Raw genomic sequence first — 19113 nt, forward strand, 5'->3', positions numbered from 1 at the left:
GCCCACTATCAGCCCTTCGACGCGCGGATGATGCCGAGCGGGGTGGACTGGTGCCCCTGGCCGAGCGGATTGTCCGAGAGGATGCGGACGAGCCGCTGCTCCCCCGCTTTGTCGAGCGTCGACCCGAGGATGTTGCCGCCGATGTCGTTGATATCGACGACGGCGACCTCGTACGACCCGCCGAGACGGGTCTTCAGTCGTGCCGCCACGGCAGCCGGCTCCTTCGGACCGAGCACGACCGCCTTGTTGTACGGCGGGATGGTGTGCGGCGTGGGGCCGTCGATCGAGCGCGCCTTGTCGCCGGCGATCCGGTAGAAATCACCACGGCGTCCGAAGAGCTTCGTCACGGCCGCGACACCCGCCGCGAACACGATGCGAGGGGTCCCGCACTCGCGGAGCGCCATCTCCATCGTCTCGGGCATGCCGAGGCCGATGCCGTACTTCGTCTTGACGACGTAGCGCGACAGGAACCGTGCGAGCGGCCTGGGCGTGATGTCCTCGACGAGGTACGAGCGCCCCTGCGTGATCGCCACGATCTTCTCGGTCACGAAGAGCAGGTCACCGGGCTGGAGCTCCGGAGCGGCGTAGGTCGCGACGATCTCGTCGATGTCCTCGCCCGGCATGACGACGTGAGTCCGGATGGGGATCCGGGCGTACGTCGCGCCGTCGACCGCTCGCGTGAGCTCCTTGCCCTCGTTCGCGGCGTCGCTCATTCGAGGTAGTCCCGGAGCGACTGCGACCGCGACGGGTGCCGCAGCTTCGCCATCGTCTTGGACTCGATCTGGCGGATCCGCTCACGCGTCACCCCGAACGTGTCGCCGATCTGGTCGAGCGTCTTGGGCTGACCGTCGCCGAGACCGAAGCGCATCCGGATCACGCCCGCCTCGCGCTCGCTGAGCGAGTCGAGAAGGGACTCGAGCTGACGCTGGAGCATCGTGAATCCGACGGCGTCGGCGGGGACGACCGCCTCGGTGTCCTCGATGAGGTCGCCGAACTCGCTGTCGCCGTCCTCACCCAGGGGGGTGTGGAGCGAGATGGGCTCGCGGCCGTACTTCTGGACCTCGATGACCTTCTCGGGGGTCATGTCGAGCTCGCGGCTGAGCTCCTCGGGCGTGGGCTCGCGGCCCAGGTCCTGGAGCATCTGACGCTGCACGCGGGCGAGCTTGTTGATGACCTCGACCATGTGGACCGGGATGCGGATCGTCCGCGCCTGGTCCGCCATGGCGCGCGTGATGGCCTGTCGGATCCACCATGTGGCGTAGGTCGAGAACTTGAAGCCCTTGGTGTAGTCGAACTTCTCCACGGCGCGGATGAGACCGAGGTTGCCCTCCTGGATGAGGTCCAGGAACTGCATGCCGCGACCGGTGTAGCGCTTGGCCAGCGAGACCACGAGACGGAGGTTGGCGCCGAGCAGGTGGCTCTTCGCACGCTGTCCGTCACGGGCGACCCACTGCAGGTCGAGACCGAGCTGCGACGACTTCTCGGCCGCCGTCATGTGAGAGAGCTTCTCTTCGGCGAAGAGGCCGGCCTCGATCCGCATCGCCAGCTCGACTTCTTCGGCGGCGTTGAGGAGCGGGACCTTGCCGATCTGCTTCAGGTAATCCTTGACCGGGTCGGCGGTCGCGCCGGTGATCTGCGTCGAGTAGACCGGGACCTCGTCGTCGTCCGAAGACGAGATGACGATCGCACCCGTCGGCAGCGGCTCGGTGAAGGCCGGCTTGGCGGGTTCGTCCTCGTCGTCGCCTTCGGGCTTGTCGGCGTCCTTCTTGGCGTCGTCGTCGGATGCGTCGTCGGTCGCGTCGAGCTCGACCTCCTCCGCTTCGCCGTCCTCGTCTTCGTCCTCATCGGCGGACTTCTTGGCGCGGGACTTCGCCGGGGACGCCTTCGTCGCGGCCGGCTTCTTCGCCGGGGCCTTCTTCGCGGGTGCCTTCTTGGCCGGAGCCTTCTTGGCGGGGGTCTCGGTCTCGGCGGGCTCGACGACGTCAGCTTCGTCGACCTCTTCTGCCGCTCGTGTACGGGTGGTCCTCGTGCTCGAAGTCACGTCTCGCCTTTCACCGACGGCACTCCGCCGGGTTTCGGACACTAGTAAGACCCTTGTCAAGTCCCGCGGACACGCACGATGACGCTCCTCGGGCCCGGACAACGGGTCATTTCGTCCATTCTCTCACACGTGTCGGATGCATGAAGGACGTACCGGTGTCAACACCGAAAACCGTATGGGCATTCCCCCGCGAACACGATCGGGACGAGGGAGCGGAGCGACGCGTCAGCCGAGACCGGGCCGACGGTCGTCGTCGCCCGAGGGCCTGTTGGCGAGGAATCGCTCGAGTTCGGCGGCCAGTTCGTCGGCCGACGGCAGATCGCCCGTGTGGATGATCGGCTGCGCCTGCGTCGCTCCAGCCATGTACGCGTCGTAGCGCGTCTCGAGGTTGTGGAGCATGGTGGTCAGCTCGTCGCTCGTCGACACCTGGTCGTCGACCTTCTCGAGGTACTCCCGGTTCTCGTCGCGCAGGGTGTCGCCGTCGAAGACGAGGCCCGTGGCGATCGACACGCTGTCGAGGGCGGCGATGGCGGCGGCGGGGAAATCGGTCTCCGCGAGGTAGTGCGGGATGAGAAGCGCGAAGCCCGCCACCGAGACGCCGGCATCCGACAACCGGTACTCGAGAAGGTGGCCGGCGGTGGAGGGCACCTGCGTGCGCGGCTTCCAGACCGAATGCGCCTCGGTCAGTTCGCTCCGGTTTCCGCTCACCGTCGTACCGAGGGGACGGGTGTGGGGTACGGGCATCGGGATGGCATGGAACCACGTGGCCGAACGGACCTGGAGACCCTCGGCGAGACCCACCACCGTGTCGACGAAGGCTTCCCACGCGAAGTCCGGCTCGTAGCCGGAGAGGAGGACGAACGGCTGGCCGAGAGCATCGTGCACGAGCGCGAGGTCGAGCCGGGGTGCCTGGTAGTCCGTGAGGTGGTCGCCGTCGAACGTGATGATCGGACGACGAGCGCGATAGTCGAAGAGGACGTCCGGGTTGAACGTGACCACGGGCTGCGGGTCGTGCTCCGCGTGCAGGTGGTCGACGACGCGCGTGACTGCGGACCCGGCATCCGTGAAGCCGGTCAACGCGACGACCAGTGGCAGACCCGCCGGGACGGGCGGAGCGGTCGTGATGCGCTCGTAGAGGGGACCAGACAGTGGCATGTATCCACTGTAGAAGCAGCCCTCAAGGGGTCGGCGCGCCCAGCGTCCCGCTCTGAGCGAACGCCGCCCTCCATAGGATGGGAGGCATGCCGTACCCCGAGCTGACCGTGTCCACCTCTCCTGCACGCGACGGCGGCGCCGACGCGATCGTCCTGGCCCTCCCGCCGTTGGACGAGGCCACGTCGGTCCTCACCGGCTGGCCCGGTGTCGCGGACGTGCTGCGCGGTGTGGGTTACACCGGCGCCGCAGGCACCACGGTGCGCGTCTTCGCGCCGGCATCCACAGATCTCCCGCTGTTCGTCGTCGGGACGGGAGCAGCGCCGTCGGCCGACGCGATCCGGGATGCCGTCGGTGCCGCCGTCCGCACGACGACCGGGTTCGCGCATCTCGCCGTCGCGGTTCCCCACGCGGAGGAGCACTGGCGTGCCGCTGCCGAGGGCGCCGTCCTCGGCGGGTACCGCTTCGAGGGGTACAAGTCGGGCGACCCGGGCAAGACGCGCGCTGTCCGCGTGAGCCTCCATCTCGCCACCGATGTCGACGCGACGGACCTGCGCGCCGTCGACATCGCCGGCTCCGCTGCGGCACTCGTCAAGGACCTGGTCAACGTCCCCGCCGAGTGGCTCGGACCCGCCGATCTCGCCGAGCGCGCGATCGAGGCCGTCGCAGGCCTCCCCGTCGACGTCGAGGTCCTCGACGAGTCGGAGCTCGCTTCGCAGGGCTTCGGGGGCATCCTCGGGGTCGGCCAGGGGTCGGACCGCCCACCTCGCCTGGTGCGCCTCACTTACTCCCCCGTCGATGCCACCCGGCACGTCGCGATCGTCGGCAAGGGCATCACGTTCGACACCGGCGGGCTGTCGCTGAAGCCACCGGCATCCATGGTGGGCATGAAGTTCGACATGGCCGGTGCGGCGACGGCACTCGCAGTGGTGCGCGCCGCCGCGCAGCGCGGGTTGCCCGTCGGGGTCACCGCCTGGCTCTGCATCGCCGACAACATGCCCTCGGGGCGCGCAACCCGCCCGGGCGACGTTCTCCGAATGCTCGACGGGACGACCGTCGAGGTGCTCAACACGGATGCCGAGGGTCGCCTCGTCATGGCCGACGGTCTCGTCGCCGCGAGCCGCACCCGGCCCGACGTCATCATCGACGTCGCGACACTGACCGGTGCCGTCATCGTCGCTCTCGGCAACCGCCACACCGGCGTCATGGGGGACGACGACACGGTGGCGCGTTATCTCGAGGCGGCCGCATCCGTCGGGGAAGCGGCCTGGCAGCTTCCCCTTCCCGAGCACATGGAGGATGAGCTCGACTCCCCCATCGCCGACATGCGCAATGCCAAGGTCGGCGATCCTGCGGGCGGCACGATGTTCGCAGGGCTCTTCCTTCGCCGGTTCGTCGGACGGACGTCGGAGGATGCCGATGCTCCCCGCATCCCCTGGGTCCACCTCGATATCGCCGGCAGCGGCGAGAACAAGGCGTCGCCGTTCGGGCCGACGGACAAGGGACCGACTGCGGCGACGGTGCGCTCGCTCCTCGCCTTCCTCGAGGCGGAATCGCGATGACGCGCCACGAGTTCGATCTGGTCGTCCTCGGCGGCGGTAGCGGCGGCTACGCGGCCGCGATCCGAGCCAGCGAGCTCGGTCGGACCGTCGCGCTCATCGAGAAGGACAAGGTCGGCGGGACCTGTCTGCACCGCGGGTGTGTCCCGACGAAGGCGCTGCTGCACACCGCCGAGATCGCCGATCACGTGCGCGAGGCCGCGTCCGTGGGCGTCGACGCGACGCTGGCGGGTTTCGACACCTCGCGTATGACCGCGTATCGCGAGGGAATCGTCGCGAAGAAGTACCGCGGCCTGCAGAGCCTCCTGTCGACCCGCGGGATCACCGTCGTGGCCGGTGAAGGGCGTCTGAGCGCCGAGCGGACGATCCTGGTGGGCGACGACCAGTACGCCGGTGCGGACGTGATCCTGGCCACGGGCTCTCGGACGCGATCCCTCCCCGGGATCGAGCCTGGCGGACGCGTCCTCACGAGCGAGACCGCGCTCACGCTCGACGAGGTCCCGTCGTCGGTCGTCATCCTCGGGGGCGGCGTGATCGGCGTGGAGTTCGCCAGCGCCTGGCGTTCGCTCGGCACCGAGGTCCTGATCGTCGAGGCCCTGGATCGGCTTCTCCCCGCAGAGGAAGCAGCCTCGAGCAAGGCCCTCGAGCGCGCGTACCGCAAGCGCGGCATCCAATCCGCCCTGTCGACACGGTGCGAGGGCGTCACCGCGCGAGACGACGGCGTCTCGGTGACGCTCTCGGACGGCCGGGTCGTGGACGCCGACTACGTCCTCGTCGCCGTCGGCCGTGGGCCGGTCACGGACGGGCTCGGCTTGGCTGAAGCCGGCGTATCGCTCGATCGCGGCTTCGTGACCGTCGACTCCGGCCTGCAGACGACGGTTCCGCACGTCTGGGCCGTCGGGGACATCGTCCCCGGTCTGCAGCTCGCCCACCGCAGCTTCCAGCAGGGCATCTTCGTCGCGGAGCGGATCGCCGGGCTCTCACCCGTCCCCGTGCCGGAGTCGACGATCCCGCGTGTCTCCTACTCGCATCCCGAGGTCGCCTCGGTCGGGCTGACCGAAGAGCAGGCCCGGGCTGAGCACGGCGACCGGGTCACCGCGTTCGAGTTCAACCTCGCGGGCAACGCGAAGAGCGAGATCATCGGAACCGCCGGGTTCGCCAAGGTCGTCCGGATCACGGACGGGCCCGTCGTGGGCGTGCACCTTGTGGGCGATCGCGTTGGCGAACTCATCACGGAGGGGCAGCTCGCGATCGGGTGGGAAGCGCACCCCGAGGACATCGCTCCCTTCGTCCACGCGCACCCCACCCAGAGCGAAGCGCTCGGGGAAGCGTTCCTCGCCCTTGCGGGCAAGCCCCTCCATACCATCTGACCCCGTCGCACTCGCGACACTAAGCTAGAGAGCACATCGCTTTTTCTTGAAGGAGACACAGTCATGAGCACATCCGTGGTCCTCCCCGCGCTCGGTGAGAGCGTCACTGAGGGAACGGTCACCCGCTGGCTCAAGAAGGTCGGTGATTCGGTCCAGGCCGACGAAGGTCTCCTCGAGATCTCGACCGACAAGGTCGACACCGAAATCCCCTCGCCCGTCAGCGGCGTGATCGAGGAGATCCTCGTCGACGAGGACGAGACGGTCGAGATCGGAGCCGTTCTCGCGAAGATCGGCGACGGCTCGTCCGCTCCCGCTGAGTCGGCTCCCGAGGAGTCCGCGCCCGCCGAGGCCTCCGCCCCCGAAGAGCCCGCCGCCGAGGCGCCTGCGCAGGACGAGGCGCCCGCCGAGTCCGCACCGGCATCCTCCGCACCCGCATCGTCCGGTGATGCCAAGGACGTCGTCCTCCCCGAACTGGGTGAGAGCGTGACCGAGGGCACCGTCACCCGCTGGCTGAAGCAGGTCGGCGACGATGTGGCCGTCGACGAGCCGCTGCTCGAGATCTCGACCGACAAGGTCGACACCGAGATCCCCTCGCCGATCGCCGGCACGCTGACCGAGATCCTCGTACAGGAGGACGAGACCGTCGAGGTCGGTGCCGTGCTGGCTCGCGTCGGCTCCGGTGCCGCAGCCGCGCCCGCCGAGTCGGCCCCCGCGGCGCCCGCCGAGGAGAAGGCGTCCGAGCCCGAAACTCCGAAGGCAGAGGCCCCGAAGGCCGAGGAGCCCAAGGCCGAGGAGCCCAAGGCCGAGGAGCCCAAGGCGGAGGAGCCCAAGGCGGCCCCGGCTCCGGCAGCCGACGCCGCTCCCACCGAGGACGGCGTCACGTACGTGACGCCCCTCGTCCGCAAGCTCGCTCAGCAGCACGGCGTCGATCTTGCGACGATCACCGGCAGCGGTGTCGGCGGACGCATCCGCAAGGAAGACGTCCTGAAGGCCGCCGAGGCGCCGAAGACCGGAGCCGCACCCGCTGCCGCGCCCGCCGCTCCGGCAGCCGTCGAGGTGTCGCCGCTGCGTGGCACGACGCAGCCGATGTCGCGTCTGCGCAAGGTGCTCGCCAGCCGTGCCGTCGAGTCGATGCAGCAGACCGCTCAGCTGACCACGGTGGTCGAGGTCGACGTCACGAAGCTCGCGAACTACCGCGACTCCGTGAAGGCGTCGTTCCTCGAGAAGACGGGCGACAAGCTGTCGTTCCTGCCTTTCTTCGCCCTGGCCGCCGCCGAGGCTCTGAAGGCATTCCCGATCATCAACTCGACCGTCGACGGCGACCAGATCGTCTACCCGGCGAGCGAGAACCTCTCCATCGCGGTCGACACGGAGCGCGGCCTGTTGACGCCGGTGCTGCGCGACGCGGGCGACAAGAACATCGCTCAGATCGCTCACGAGATCGCTGATCTCGCCGATCGCACCCGCAACAACAAGCTGAAGCCCGACGAGCTCGCCGGCGGCACCTTCACACTGACCAACACCGGTTCGCGCGGTGCTCTGTTCGACACTCCCGTCGTCTTCCTGCCGCAGTCAGCGATCCTCGGTACCGGTGTCGTCGTGAAGCGTCCGGGTGTCGTGTCGGTCGACGGGAAGGATGCGATCAGCGTCCGCTCGTACGTCTACCTCGCCCTGTCGTACGACCACCGTGTCGTCGACGGTGCGGACGCAGCGCGGTTCCTCAGCACGATGAAGGCACGCCTCGAAGCGGCGGAGTTCGAGGGCCAGCTCGGCGCCTGACGCCACCAGCACAACCGGTCATGGCTGGTCCGCGAGGTCGTACACCTCGCGGACCAGCCATTTCTCTTGCGCACGCACCATGACGAGCACCTGCGTCAGTTCCGCGCCGACGATCTTCACCGCGGCCGCACCGCCGTACTCGTCGACGACCTCGACGGCGTAGTCGCCTGCGGCCGACGCTACGACGCCGGCGGATGACGCGTCCTCCCAGAGTCGGGAACGGCAGACCTCATCGGAGCACGCCGCCAGCGCGGAAATCACACCGCGCGCAGCGGCGACGAGGTCTTCCGGACCGGCATCCTTCTTCACCGGAGGCTGTTGCGCCCCGGGAAGCTCGTCCGCCGCATGAGGCGACGCTGACACCGACGACAGCGGTGACGGCGGGGCGGGCGCCTCGGAACCCGAGATCCCGGCCGAAGCCGGCTTCTCGGCATCCCCGTTCGGCCAGAGGGCGCCGCAGACGATCACCACGGTCGCCACCGCGCCCGCGACGAGGACGACGCTGCGGCGCGCGGGACGCGTTTCAGGACGTTTCCTCTCGACGCGCCGGGCACGGCCTCGGACGGCGGACGCCAGTGACGCGACAGCACCAGTCACGCGATGGGCCACGCCGACGTCGACCAGCCGTCCGAGCAGGTCTCGAAGGGTCCCTGCGAAGGGGCCCGGCTGGGGCGGCGCGGTCGGCTTCCGTGTCCGCGGCGGAGGACCGGGTGCGATCGCACGGCGATCGGTCGGAAGCGGCTCCGGCTCCGCGGAGGCGAAGAGCGCACCCTCGATCTCCTCCGTCTCGCGACGGAGCCGGCCCGGTTCTTCGATGACGGCGGCGGCGCGCTCGAGCGCGACATCGAGGACGCCGGGTGACGAATCCGCCGCGCGTCGGACGGCGACCACCTCCCTGAGCAGAGCGACCGTGTCGCGTCGCCAGCTCGACGAGCCGGTGAGGGCGAGGACCGGCCGCCCATCGGTGGTCACCCACCAGCGCCCGGACTCCGCTCCCAGCCGGTCGGCTTCGGTGGCGCCGCGCAACGCGCTGACCGCGACGGTGACGAGAGCACCGTCACCCAGCGCGGACTCCCGCACGACGTCATCGAGCGTGAGGGGACAGTGAGGAAGGATGACTCTCGCCCCGTCGGACGTGCCGGCGGAGTCGAACGGCGCGAGGACGTGGTCGGTGTCGACGGCCGACCAGGCAGGCGACGCGCCGAAATCGTCGGCGTCGACCCAGACGGCGGGCGTCTCGCCGCCGCGCAGCACGCCTGCGAAAGGTGCGTCGGAGGTGGTGAGCGCGCGGAGCGCGGGCGGGACCTCGAGTGAGAGCGGATCCATCCCCTCACAGTGAGCCACCTCGTCCCCCGCGGGGCGGCGACGCGAGGGGACGGTGGACGGTCGGCATCCGCCGAACGGTGTGAAGAAGTCGACGGGCCGCGAAGGTAGGCTGATCCCATGGCATCCCGCAGTACCGCACCTGAGAAGCGCCCTGGATTCTTCTCGCAGATCCGCTCGCTCTACACGTTCACCAAGAACGAGTTCCGGTGGCTGCCATGGGCGCTGGCCGGCACGGTCCTCGTCGGCATCGGGATCGGCATCGGGATCGGGTTCCTCGTGCAGCCCGTGCAGCTCTGGAGCATCATCCTCTGGGGAGTCAGCGGCATCCTCATGGGTGTCCTGCTCGCCATGATCCTGTTGACGCGGTTGTCGACTCGGGTCATGTACCGGAAGCTCGACGGGATGCCGGGTGCCGTCGGGCACGTCCTGTCGACCGGCCTCGGCCGCAGCTGGGTGACCTCGGAGATGCCCGTCGGCGTCAACCCGCGCACGCAGGATGCCGTGTACCGCGCGGTCGGTCGCGGCGGCGTGGTCATCATCGGGGAAGGCGCTCGCGGACGCTTGACACGGCTCATCAACGATGAGCGCAAGAAGGTGTCGCGGGTGGCATCCGGGATCAACGTGGAGGTGCTCTACGTCGGTGACGACGAGGGCGACATCCACATCTCGAAGCTCGCCAAGACGATCAAGTCGCTGCCCAAGACGGTCGACCGCGCCACGCTCGCCGCCGTCGTCAAGCGGATCGACTCGGTGTCGCAGTCGGTCACGTCCCTGCCGATCCCCAAGGGCATCGACCCGGCTCGTGCCCGGGCGCAGCGTCCTCGGTGACCCGACTCAGCCTCTGACGAGGACGGTTCCCACGACTTTGTCGTGAAGACCGCGCTGGTCGGCGTCCCAGATGACGGCCGGCAGAACGACCACGAGCAGCGCCGTTCGAATGATCGGGCGCCAGAGGCCGGGCCAGCCCCCGCGAGCCAATTCGACGCGCATCCCGAGGATGCGGTGTCCGGGGCTTCCGCCGATCGTCGGGATGAAGAGGATCTGCAGGGCGGCGAACACGATCATCGGGGCGAAGAGCGTCCACCCGGCCTTCTCGGGCAGCGCGAACTGGTCGTACCCGAAGAACGCCGTGGCCAGGATCGTCGCCGCGGCGTAATCGATGAAGAGGGCGCCGATGCGGCGGCCGGGACGGCCGATGCTGCCGCGGCCGGTGGCCGGACGGCCGAGCCGCTCGCCGGGATAGTCGGGCACAGTCGAAGACACCTCCTCAGCGTAATCGCGCCTACGTAACATCCTCGAAACATCGGAGACACTGCCGGGCAACTGCTTCCCGATAGGTTCGAAGGGCGCCTAATCCGACGGGCGTCGACATCGCACCCGATCTTGGAGACTCCATGTTCAAAGATTCTTCCGAGGTGCTCGCGTTCATCAAGGACGAGGACGTCAAGTTCCTCGACATCCGTTTCACGGATCTCCCTGGTGTCCAGCAGCACTTCAACATCCCGGCCTCGACCGTTGACGAGGAGTTCTTCACTGTCGGCCAGCTCTTCGACGGCTCCTCGATCCGCGGCTTCGCGAACATCCACGAGTCCGACATGCAGCTGATCCCGGATGTCACGACGGCGTACGTGGACCAGTTCCGCGAGGCGAAGACGCTGGTGATGATCTTCGACATCTACAACCCGCGCACCGGCGAGATCTACCACAAGGACCCGCGCCAGGTCGCCAAGAAGGCGGAGAAGTACCTCGCCTCGACCGGCATCGCCGACACCGCGTTCTTCGCCCCCGAGGCGGAGTTCTACATCTTCGATGACGTGCGCTACGAGGTGAAGCAGAACTCGAGCTTCTACTCCGTCGATTCCGAAGAAGGTGCCTGGAACACCGGCCGCGCGGAAGAGGGCGGCAACCTCGCGAACAAGACCCCCTACAAGGGCGGGTACTTCCCGGTCAGCCCGGTCGACAAGACGGCCGACCTCCGCGACGACATCACCCTCAAGCTGATCGAGGCCGGCTTCGTGCTCGAGCGCTCGCACCACGAGGTGGGCACCGGCGGCCAGCAGGAGATCAACTACCGCTTCGACACCATGGTGCACTCGGCGGACGACATCCTGAAGTTCAAGTACATCGTCAAGAACACGTGCGAGGAGTGGGGCAAGGTCGCGACCTTCATGCCGAAGCCCCTCTTCGGTGACAACGGCTCCGGCATGCACACCCACCAGTCGCTGTGGCTCGATGGCAAGCCCCTCTTCTACGACGAGAAGGGCTACGGCGGGCTCTCCGACACCGCTCGCTGGTACATCGGCGGCCTCTTGGCGCACGCCCCCGCCGTGCTCGCGTTCACCAACCCGACGATCAACTCGTACAAGCGTCTGGTCAAGGGCTACGAGGCTCCCGTCAACCTGGTCTACTCGGCAGGTAACCGTTCGGCTGCGATCCGCATCCCGATCACCGGCTCGAACCCGAAGGCCAAGCGCATCGAGTTCCGCGCTCCGGATGCCTCCGGTAACCCCTACCTCGCCTTCGCGGCGCAGATGATGGCGGGCCTCGACGGCATCATCAACCGCATCGAGCCGCACGAGCCGGTCGACAAGGACCTGTACGAGCTGCCGCCCGAGGAAGCGAAGAACATCCCGCAGGTCCCGAACTCGCTCCTCGACTCGCTCGAGGCTCTGCGTGCCGACCACGAGTTCCTCACCCGTGGGAACGTGTTCACGCCCGAGCTCATCGAGACGTGGATCGAGTACAAGATCGAGAACGAGATCAAGCCGATCGCTGCCCGCCCGCACCCGTTCGAGTACGAGCTGTACTTCGGAGTCTGATCCCGGCACGATCGCGAAAGGCCCGTCGGCATCAGCCGGCGGGCCTTTCCGCTTCCGTCAGTCCGCGGTGATCGGTCGGGCAAGGGCGGCATCCACGATCGCCCGCACGCGGTCCCCCGGCACAGCGCTCTCGCGAGAGACCTGCGCGAGCTGTGCGGCGAGCTCCTGCACTCGGCGCTCACCGGCATCCGGCGACCACGCCACAAGGGTGCCGTTGCGGCCACGCGTTTCGATCGCACCGACCGCCTCGAGCTCCTTGTAGGCGCGCGCCACTGTCCCCGGCGCCACGCCGAGATCGGCAGCCAGCTGCCGCACGGTCGGCAGGCGCGCACCGGCGGGCAGCGCCCCCTCCCGCATCTGATCCAAGATCTGAGCGCGTAGCTGCTCGAACGGCGGCACCGGCGACGCGGCATCGATCCTGAGCCGACTCGATCCTCTCGTCATACCGGCGATCACCGCTCTTCCTCGTTCGTTGCGGACTCAATGTATCAACACAGACCACCCGGCACGGAGCCCGTGCGTCAGAGTGCGGCACCGGCGCCTTACACCGACGACGGCCGACCGAAGGCGTGGAGACCCAAGTCCGCGCTGAGGATGTCGGCCGCGGCGTGCCCGCGCACACTCGTCCCGCGGGCATCGAGCGGCGGACTGATTATCGCGGCTCCCAGGACGCCGGGCACCGCGAGGACGAGCGCGCCGGAAACGCTGGACTTCGCGGGGATGCCGACGCTCCGCATCCATCTGCCGGAACCGTCGTAGACCCCGCATGTGGCCATGACGGATACGACGTCGCGTGCGACCGCTGCGGGCACCACCCGCTCCCCCGTCACCGGGTTTCGGCCTCCGCCGGCGAGTGTCGCCCCCATGACCGCCAAAGCCCGGGCGTCGACGAGGACAGCGCACGCACGAGCGTAGACGGCGACCGCGTCGTCGGCGGTGACCCGCAACGTGCCCTCGGACCGCATCAGATGCGCGAGCGCGTGATTGCGATCACCGAGCAGGTGCTCATCCCGGGCGATCTCCTCGTCGGCCTCGAGCGACCTCCCCGCGAAGGCCGACAGCCCCCGAAGGATCCGCTCGTCGCGCCCGGCGACATCGTGGCCGTCGACGAGGGATGCCGTGAGGAGCGCTCCCGCGTTCACCATCGGATTCGGCGGACGGCCCGTGCCGCTCTCCAGCTTGATCGCGTCGAACGCCTCACCGGTCGGTTCGATCCCGACGCGATCGAGAGCGGCCCCGTCGGTGTCGGCGAGGGCCAGCGCGAAGAGGAACGGCTTGACGGCGGACTGCAGGCTGAAGGGGACGCCGGCGTCCTCGGATGCCGCGATCGCCCCGTCCGTGCCGACGAGAGCCACCGCGATTAAGTCCGGGTCGGCAGACGCCAGAGCGGGGACGCTGCGATCCACCTCACCACCCGATTGGCCGCGGACCCGCTCCACGAGCGTCGCGAGGTCGTACGACGCCACGGCGCTCAAAAGCCGGGGAGGTTGATGTCCTTCGGGTCGACCTCGATCTCGCCCACGTCGTCAGGTCCGCCCGTCCCCGGTGCCACCTGCACCTGCGACTCGTCGACGTCGCCGGCGACGTCCTCGGATACGTGTTCGGTCTGCTTCTGCTGGGTCTCGGTCTCGCTCCCGGGACTGTACGCCGTGTCCTGATCGACCTGATCGCTCTGGGACTGAGGCGTGTCCGTCGCGGGAGTGGGGTGCTCGTCGTGGCTGCTCATGGTCGGACGCTACGCGCTCGGTTCGCGAGGTCGGGCCCCCTTGACAGGCTCAGTGGGCTCCGGGGGTCTCCGCCGTTGCGTGCGCGCGGTCGGTGCCGCGCATCCGACCGACGAGCAAGATCACCCCGACGATGACGAGACCGATCATCAGGCCGACGATGGCCGACACGAGGGTCTCACCGAACCAGACGATCACCGGTCCGAGTGCCTCGAGCAGATGCTCGATGCCGTGGAGGAAATCCGCCGTCCAGTGCCACCCGGCCTCCGCGACGTTCTGGAGGACGAGGTGGCCGCCGACCCAGAGCATCGCCACGGTGCCGAGGATGCTGATCCCCCGGAACACGGCCGGCATCGAGCGCACGATCCGGGCGCCGTTGTGGCGGACGCGCTTGACCGGGCTCTTGGCCATCTTGAGCCCGATGTCGTCGATCTTCACGAGCAGTGCGACGGCTCCGTAGACGACGCCCGTCATGAGGAGCGCGATGACAGCGAGGACGGCGAGCGTCGTCCAGATGTCGAGGCCGTCGTCGACGTTGGCGAGCGAGATCAGCATGATCTCGCTCGACAGGATCAAGTCCGTCCGCACGGCGCCGAGGACGAGCTTCTTCTCGTCGCGCTCCGCCTCCTCCTCAGCGTGCAGGTGGAAGCCGAACCACTCCAGGACCTTCTCCGCCCCTTCGAAGCACAGGAACGCTCCACCGATGATGAGGAGGTACGGGAGGACCCACGGGGCGAACGCGGTCAGCACCAGGGCGATGGGGATGATGATGAGGAATTTGTTGACGAGCGATCCGAGGGCGATCTTGCCGACGATGGGGAGCTCGCGTGCGGGCGTCACACCCTGCACGTACTGAGGCGTCACCGCGGCGTCGTCGATGACGACTCCCGCCGTCTTGGAGGAGGCCTTGAGGGCGGCGCTCAGGATGTCGTCGACGACGGCCAGCAGTCCAACGGACATAGGTGGTGACCCTTTCGGTCTGGTTCGGCGATCAGCCGTAGAAGAGGTTCTCGAAGGCACGTCGTGCTCGACGCGCGGCCCGCAGCCAATCCTCCTCCACCTGTGTGGCGGAACGGGGCTCGTATTCCAGAAGTCTGCCGATGCCGTCGAGCTTGCCGCGATCACTCGGCAGAACATCGCTGGTCTGTCCGGAGAGCAAAGTGTTCGCGGACCGGAGCCGGCTCGCGAGCCACCATGCTTGCGACAGCCGTTCGGCAGCGGCATCCGGGATCAGTTCCGCCGCCCGGGCAGCCTCGAGCGCAGCAGTCGTCGATGTCGTCCGAAGACCCTCGACGTCGGCGGCGTGCTCCAGCTGGAGGAGCTGAACGAGCCATTCGACGTCGCTGAGGCCGCCCGGGCCGAGCTTCAGATGACGCGACCGATCGACGCCTTGCGGGAGCCGCTCGTTCTCGACACGCGCTTTGATCCGCTTGATCTCTCGAAGTCCCTGAGCATCCGGATTCTGCGGATAGCGGAGGTCGTTCGCCAGCGTCATGAACCGCTCGATCAGCCTGACACTGCCCGCGACCCCGCGCGCACGCAGGAGCGCCTGCGCCTCCCACGACAGGGACCACCGCCGGTAGTACTCCGCGTAGGAGTCGATCGATCGGGCCATGGGCCCGTTCCGCCCCTCCGGGCGGAGTCCGGCATCGAGGTCGAAGGGCGCCCGCTGGTCCTCGGAGTGCGTCCGGAGGCCCTGCACGATCTTCAGCGCGAGCTCCTGTGCGCGTTGCGGCGGAACGCCGTTCGCGTCGTAGACGAACATGACGTCGGCGTCCGAGCCGAATCCGAGTTCGGCGCCACCGAATCGGCCCATCGCGATGACGGCGAAGTCGAGCGCGTCGTCCTCGGGTGGCACGACCTCGCGCCAGACGGCACGCAGCGTCGCCTGGATCGTCACCTCGCTGATCGAGGTCAATCCCTGCGCCAGTTCGGCGATGGTGAGTTCACCGAGCAGCCCGCCCAGGGCGAGACGCAGCAGCTCGCGTCGACGGAGCGCGCGAACCGATCGCATGGCGTCGTTGATCGATTCGTGGCGCGCTTGGATCGCGCGTGCCTCCTGCTGCAGCGAGAACCCGGAGCGCGGTCTGAGCTGCTCCGACGAATCGAGCCACGCCACCGCCTCGGGGATCCACTCCATGAGGTCGGCCGCGTAGCGGGAGCCCGACAGGACGTGGGTCAGCCGCTCAGCCGCCCCCGAGGAGTCGCGGAGCATGCGCAGGAACCAGGGGGTGTCTCCGAGCCGCTCGCTGATCCGCCGGAACGAAATCATGCCGTAGTCCGGATCGACACCATCGGCGAACCATCGGATCATGACCGGCATCAGGTGGCGCTGGATGGTCGCCTTCCGGCTCAGACCGCTCGTCAGCGCGCCGATGTGGCGGAGGGTGCCCGCCGGGTCGCGGAACCCGATCGCCGCCAGCCGGTCGTGCGCCTGCGCCGAGGACAGCGCACCCTGCTCATCGGCGGGCAGCGCAGCCACCGCCGACAGGAGCGGACGGTAGAACAGGCGGATGTGGATCTCGCGCACCTGGAGCTTCACGCGCTCCCACACGGCGCCGATGCCGGCGGCATCCGATGCCAGTCCCGTCGCCCGCGCGAGCACGCGCAACTCGTCGGAGGAGGTCGGCATCAGGTGCGTGCGCTGGAGCCGACGGAGCTGCAGTCGGTGCTCCATGACGCGGAGGGTGCGGTAGTGCTGGCCGAACGCGGCGGCATCCGTCCGTCCGATGTACCCCTCGCCGACCAGCGCCACGAGCGCGCGCAGGGTGCTCCGCTGGCGGATGGACTCATCGGAGAGTCCGTGCACCAATTGCAGCAGCTGCACCGTGAACTCGATGTCCCGGATGCCGCCCGGACCGAGCTTCAGCTGGCGCGCCACCTCGTCGGCCGGGATGTGGTCGGTCACCCGTTCGCGCATCCGCTGCACGCTGTCGACGAAGTTCTCCCGTGCGCTGCTGGTCCACACGAGCGGCTGCACCGCGGCGGAATACGCCTCCCCGAGCTCGAGGTCGCCCGAGAGCGGGCGCGCCTTCAGGAGCGCCTGGAATTCCCAGCTCTTCGCCCACCGCGCGTAGTACGACAGGTGGGAGTCGAGCGTGCGGACGAGGGCGCCCTGCTTGCCCTCGGGACGGAGGTTGGGGTCGACCTCCCACAGCGGCGGTTCGACCTCGACGTCCGAGATGCCGCGCATCGTGAGGGTTGCCAAGCGGGTCGCGATGTCGACGGCACGTCCTTCGGCGAGGTCGGCGCCCTCCTGCACCCCGGCGACGAAGATGACGTCGACGTCGCTCACGTAGTTCAGTTCGCGCGCGCCGGTCTTGCCCATCGCGATGACGGCCAGCCGCGTTGCGGCGACCTCCTCGCGCGGGTACATCCCCGACACGGTCCGGGTGCGGGCAGCGCAGAGTGACGCATCGAGCGCGGCCCCCGCGGCGTCGGCGAGAGCCGCGGCGACGTCGGGCAGCACCTCCGTCGCATCGTCCGCGGACAGGTCGTACGCGGCGATGAGCGCGACGATGCGCCGGTAGCGGACGCGCAGGGCGACCCACGCGGACTCATCGGATGCCGCCGCGAAACCGTCGGCATCCGCCCCGACGGCCTCGAGGAGGGTCTCGCGCATCGACTGCGCCGACGGGAGCATGCGCCCCGCTCCGGCGAGGTGCTGGAGTTCCTCGGGGTGGCGCAGGAAGAAGTCCGCGAGCCCCGACGACGCCCCGAGGAGGGACCAGACGACGTCCGACGCATCCGTCAGAGCCCGCGTGAGGGCGTCCGCATCCCGTCGCGCGATGCGGACGCACGACTGCACGGCACCGTCCGGATCGGCGGCCCGCCCCGCAGCGGCCACAAGGACCCCGCGGTCCGTGCCGGTCAGCGAGCTCAGCTCGTCCAAGGCATCCGACGATGCCGCGAGATCGGAGAAGCCCGCACGGGCCAGGTCGGTGAGCGCCGCCCGTCGCTCGATGGAGGCCATCGCCTCAGAGCATCTCGAGGTTCTTCTGCAGCTCGAAGGGCGTGACCTGCGATCGGTACTCCTGCCATTCACGACGCTTGTTCAGGAGCACGTAGTTGAACACCTGCTCCCCCAGCGTCTCGGCGACGAGCTCGGACTCCTCCATGTACTCGAGGGCGTGGTCCAGGCTCGACGGCAGCGGACCGTAGCCGAGGGCCCGGCGCTCGGCATCCGTCAACGACCACACGTTGTCCTCGGCCTCGGGCGGGAGCTCGTACTCCTCTTCGATGCCTTTGAGACCGGCGGCCAGCATGAGCGCGTAGGCGAGGTACGGGTTCGCCGCCGAGTCCAGCGCGCGGTACTCCACCCGCGTTGACTGGCCCTTATTGGGCTTGTACATCGGCACACGGACGAGCGCGGAACGGTTGTTGTGGCCCCAGCAGATGAAGCTGGGCGCCTCGTCGCCGCCCCAGAGACGCTTGTACGAATTCACGAACTGGTTCGTGACCGCCGAGATCTCGTTCGCGTGACGCAGGAGGCCGGCGATGAACTGTCGACCCGTCTTGGAGAGCTGGTACTGCGCGCCCTCTTCGTAGAAGGCGTTCATATCGCCTTCGAACAGTGACATGTGGGTGTGCATGCCGCTGCCCGGCTTGCCGCTGAGGGGCTTCGGCATGAACGTGGCGTAGACGCCCTGCTCGATCGCGACCTCCTTCACGACCGTACGGAACGTCATGATGTTGTCGGCCGTCGCCAGGGCATCGGCGTACCGGAGGTCGATCTCGTTCTGACCGGGACCGCCCTCGTGGTGGCTGAACTCCACCGAGATGCCGAGGTCCTCGAGCATTCGCACCGAGCGACGACGGAAATCGTGCGCCGTCCCGCCGGGGACGTTGTCGAAGTAACCGGCGGAATCGACCGGCTCGGGACCCTCGGGTCCGAAGGACGACGACTTCAGCAGGTAGAACTCGATCTCGGGGTGCGTGTAGAACGTGAAGCCCGCGTCGCCCGCCTTCGCGAGCGCCCGCTTGAGCACGTTGCGAGGATCGGCGACGGCCGGCTGCCCGTCGGGCGTCGTGATGTCGCAGAACATGCGCGCCGTCGGGTCGATCTCGCCGCGCCACGGCAACGTCTGGAACGTGGACGGGTCGGGGTGGGCCAGAAGGTCGGACTCGTACGACCGGGTCAGTCCCTCGATCGCGGAGCCGTCGAAGCCGAGGCCCTCGGCGAACGCGCCCTCCACCTCGGCGGGGGCGATCGCGACCGACTTGAGGGTTCCGGTCACGTCCGTGAACCACAACCGGATGAACTTGACCCCCCGTTCCTCGATCGTCCTCAGAACGAAGTCACGCTGCTTGTCCATCGCATCCTTCCCGGTGCCGAGCCGACTG

At 68.6% G+C, this 19113-nt stretch carries 16 protein-coding genes; 5 read left to right on the forward strand and 11 right to left on the reverse strand.

Annotation, left to right across the window (positions count from 1 at the left end; translation table 11 throughout):
• Nucleotides 1–8: 8 nt before the first annotated feature.
• From BBA86_RS05325 to BBA86_RS05335, 3 genes are all read right to left on the reverse strand, one after another.
• Nucleotides 9–713: a coenzyme F420-0:L-glutamate ligase gene (locus tag BBA86_RS05325; RefSeq protein WP_065570620.1), complete on the reverse strand. Its 705-nt coding sequence runs from the start codon at nucleotides 711–713 to the stop codon at nucleotides 9–11.
• Nucleotides 710–2041, reverse strand: a complete 1332-nt coding sequence (locus tag BBA86_RS05330) for an RNA polymerase sigma factor (protein WP_065570621.1) — start codon at nucleotides 2039–2041, stop codon at nucleotides 710–712. The genes BBA86_RS05325 and BBA86_RS05330 overlap by 4 nt, the downstream gene beginning before the upstream one ends.
• 225 nt (nucleotides 2042–2266) lie before the next feature.
• Nucleotides 2267–3196, reverse strand: a complete 930-nt coding sequence (locus tag BBA86_RS05335) for a proteasome assembly chaperone family protein (RefSeq protein WP_065570622.1) — start codon at nucleotides 3194–3196, stop codon at nucleotides 2267–2269.
• A gap of 86 nt (nucleotides 3197–3282) precedes the next feature.
• Here BBA86_RS05335 and BBA86_RS05340 point away from each other — a divergent pair, with 86 nt between their 5' ends.
• The 3 genes from BBA86_RS05340 to sucB all read left to right on the forward strand — a co-directional run bounded on the left by BBA86_RS05340 (nucleotide 3283) and on the right by sucB (nucleotide 7901).
• Nucleotides 3283–4755 (forward strand): leucyl aminopeptidase, encoded by a 1473-nt coding sequence (locus tag BBA86_RS05340; RefSeq protein WP_065570623.1) that lies wholly within the window; start codon nucleotides 3283–3285, stop codon nucleotides 4753–4755.
• On the forward strand, nucleotides 4752–6122 hold the full coding sequence (gene lpdA / locus BBA86_RS05345) for a dihydrolipoyl dehydrogenase (RefSeq protein WP_065570624.1): 1371 nt from the start codon (nucleotides 4752–4754) through the stop codon (nucleotides 6120–6122). The genes BBA86_RS05340 and lpdA overlap by 4 nt, the downstream gene beginning before the upstream one ends.
• A gap of 63 nt (nucleotides 6123–6185) precedes the next feature.
• Nucleotides 6186–7901: a 2-oxoglutarate dehydrogenase, E2 component, dihydrolipoamide succinyltransferase gene (sucB, locus tag BBA86_RS05350; protein WP_065570625.1), complete on the forward strand. Its 1716-nt coding sequence runs from the start codon at nucleotides 6186–6188 to the stop codon at nucleotides 7899–7901.
• A gap of 18 nt (nucleotides 7902–7919) precedes the next feature.
• Here sucB and BBA86_RS14530 read toward each other — a convergent pair whose 3' ends face one another.
• Nucleotides 7920–9227 carry a hypothetical protein gene (locus BBA86_RS14530; protein WP_065570626.1) on the reverse strand — a complete coding sequence of 436 codons (1308 nt, stop codon included), beginning with the start codon at nucleotides 9225–9227 and terminating at the stop codon, nucleotides 7920–7922.
• 117 nt (nucleotides 9228–9344) lie between these two features.
• On the opposite strand from BBA86_RS14530, the gene BBA86_RS05360 reads away from it, so the two are divergent.
• Complete coding sequence (locus tag BBA86_RS05360) at nucleotides 9345–10055, forward strand: DUF4191 domain-containing protein (RefSeq protein WP_065570627.1); 711 nt, start codon at nucleotides 9345–9347, stop codon at nucleotides 10053–10055.
• Between the two features lie 6 nt (nucleotides 10056–10061).
• On the opposite strand, the gene BBA86_RS05365 is transcribed toward BBA86_RS05360, so the two are convergent.
• Complete coding sequence (locus tag BBA86_RS05365) at nucleotides 10062–10490, reverse strand: RDD family protein (protein WP_065570628.1); 429 nt, start codon at nucleotides 10488–10490, stop codon at nucleotides 10062–10064.
• 131 nt (nucleotides 10491–10621) lie between these two features.
• Here BBA86_RS05365 and glnA (BBA86_RS05370) point away from each other — a divergent pair, with 131 nt between their 5' ends.
• A complete protein-coding gene (glnA, locus tag BBA86_RS05370) occupies nucleotides 10622–12046 on the forward strand; it encodes a type I glutamate--ammonia ligase (protein ID WP_065570629.1) in 1425 nt (474 codons plus the stop codon).
• Between the two features lie 57 nt (nucleotides 12047–12103).
• Here glnA (BBA86_RS05370) and BBA86_RS05375 read toward each other — a convergent pair whose 3' ends face one another.
• From BBA86_RS05375 to glnA (BBA86_RS05400), 6 genes are all read right to left on the reverse strand, one after another.
• The gene (locus BBA86_RS05375; RefSeq protein WP_065572189.1) at nucleotides 12104–12490 is read right to left on the reverse strand and encodes a GntR family transcriptional regulator; all 387 of its coding nucleotides are present in this window, start codon (nucleotides 12488–12490) and stop codon (nucleotides 12104–12106) included.
• Between the two features lie 98 nt (nucleotides 12491–12588).
• Complete coding sequence (glsA, locus tag BBA86_RS05380; protein WP_065570630.1) at nucleotides 12589–13512, reverse strand: glutaminase A; 924 nt, start codon at nucleotides 13510–13512, stop codon at nucleotides 12589–12591.
• Between the two features lie 5 nt (nucleotides 13513–13517).
• On the reverse strand, nucleotides 13518–13772 hold the full coding sequence (locus BBA86_RS05385) for a hypothetical protein (RefSeq protein ID WP_065570631.1): 255 nt from the start codon (nucleotides 13770–13772) through the stop codon (nucleotides 13518–13520).
• 49 nt (nucleotides 13773–13821) lie between these two features.
• Nucleotides 13822–14730: a DUF808 domain-containing protein gene (locus BBA86_RS05390; RefSeq protein WP_065570632.1), complete on the reverse strand. Its 909-nt coding sequence runs from the start codon at nucleotides 14728–14730 to the stop codon at nucleotides 13822–13824.
• A 31-nt stretch (nucleotides 14731–14761) separates the two neighbouring features.
• Nucleotides 14762–17743, reverse strand: coding sequence for a bifunctional [glutamine synthetase] adenylyltransferase/[glutamine synthetase]-adenylyl-L-tyrosine phosphorylase (locus BBA86_RS05395; protein ID WP_065570633.1), 2982 nt, complete (start codon nucleotides 17741–17743; stop codon nucleotides 14762–14764).
• A 4-nt stretch (nucleotides 17744–17747) separates the two neighbouring features.
• Nucleotides 17748–19085 carry a type I glutamate--ammonia ligase gene (glnA, locus tag BBA86_RS05400; protein ID WP_064002148.1) on the reverse strand — a complete coding sequence of 446 codons (1338 nt, stop codon included), beginning with the start codon at nucleotides 19083–19085 and terminating at the stop codon, nucleotides 17748–17750.
• Between the last annotated feature and the right edge of the window lie 28 nt (nucleotides 19086–19113).

Source organism: Microbacterium oleivorans (genome assembly GCF_001691565.1).
Classification (GTDB): Bacteria; Actinomycetota; Actinomycetes; order Actinomycetales; family Microbacteriaceae; genus Microbacterium; species Microbacterium oleivorans_B.

Excerpts from the sequence above, each read along its gene's own strand:
- glnA (WP_064002148.1), bottom strand. The coding sequence starts at position 19,085 with ATGGACAAGCAGCGTGACTTCGTTCTGAGGACGATCGAGGAACGGGGG.
- BBA86_RS05325 (WP_065570620.1), bottom strand. The coding sequence starts at position 713 with ATGAGCGACGCCGCGAACGAGGGCAAGGAGCTCACGCGAGCGGTCGAC.
- BBA86_RS05385 (WP_065570631.1), bottom strand. The coding sequence starts at position 13,772 with ATGAGCAGCCACGACGAGCACCCCACTCCCGCGACGGACACGCCTCAG.
- BBA86_RS05375 (WP_065572189.1), bottom strand. The coding sequence starts at position 12,490 with ATGACGAGAGGATCGAGTCGGCTCAGGATCGATGCCGCGTCGCCGGTG.
- sucB (WP_065570625.1), top strand. The coding sequence starts at position 6,186 with ATGAGCACATCCGTGGTCCTCCCCGCGCTCGGTGAGAGCGTCACTGAG.
- BBA86_RS14530 (WP_065570626.1), bottom strand. The coding sequence starts at position 9,227 with ATGGATCCGCTCTCACTCGAGGTCCCGCCCGCGCTCCGCGCGCTCACC.
- glnA (WP_065570629.1), top strand. The coding sequence starts at position 10,622 with ATGTTCAAAGATTCTTCCGAGGTGCTCGCGTTCATCAAGGACGAGGAC.
- BBA86_RS05395 (WP_065570633.1), bottom strand. The coding sequence starts at position 17,743 with ATGGCCTCCATCGAGCGACGGGCGGCGCTCACCGACCTGGCCCGTGCG.
- BBA86_RS05335 (WP_065570622.1), bottom strand. The coding sequence starts at position 3,196 with ATGCCACTGTCTGGTCCCCTCTACGAGCGCATCACGACCGCTCCGCCC.
- BBA86_RS05360 (WP_065570627.1), top strand. The coding sequence starts at position 9,345 with ATGGCATCCCGCAGTACCGCACCTGAGAAGCGCCCTGGATTCTTCTCG.
- lpdA (WP_065570624.1), top strand. The coding sequence starts at position 4,752 with ATGACGCGCCACGAGTTCGATCTGGTCGTCCTCGGCGGCGGTAGCGGC.
- BBA86_RS05340 (WP_065570623.1), top strand. The coding sequence starts at position 3,283 with ATGCCGTACCCCGAGCTGACCGTGTCCACCTCTCCTGCACGCGACGGC.
- BBA86_RS05390 (WP_065570632.1), bottom strand. The coding sequence starts at position 14,730 with ATGTCCGTTGGACTGCTGGCCGTCGTCGACGACATCCTGAGCGCCGCC.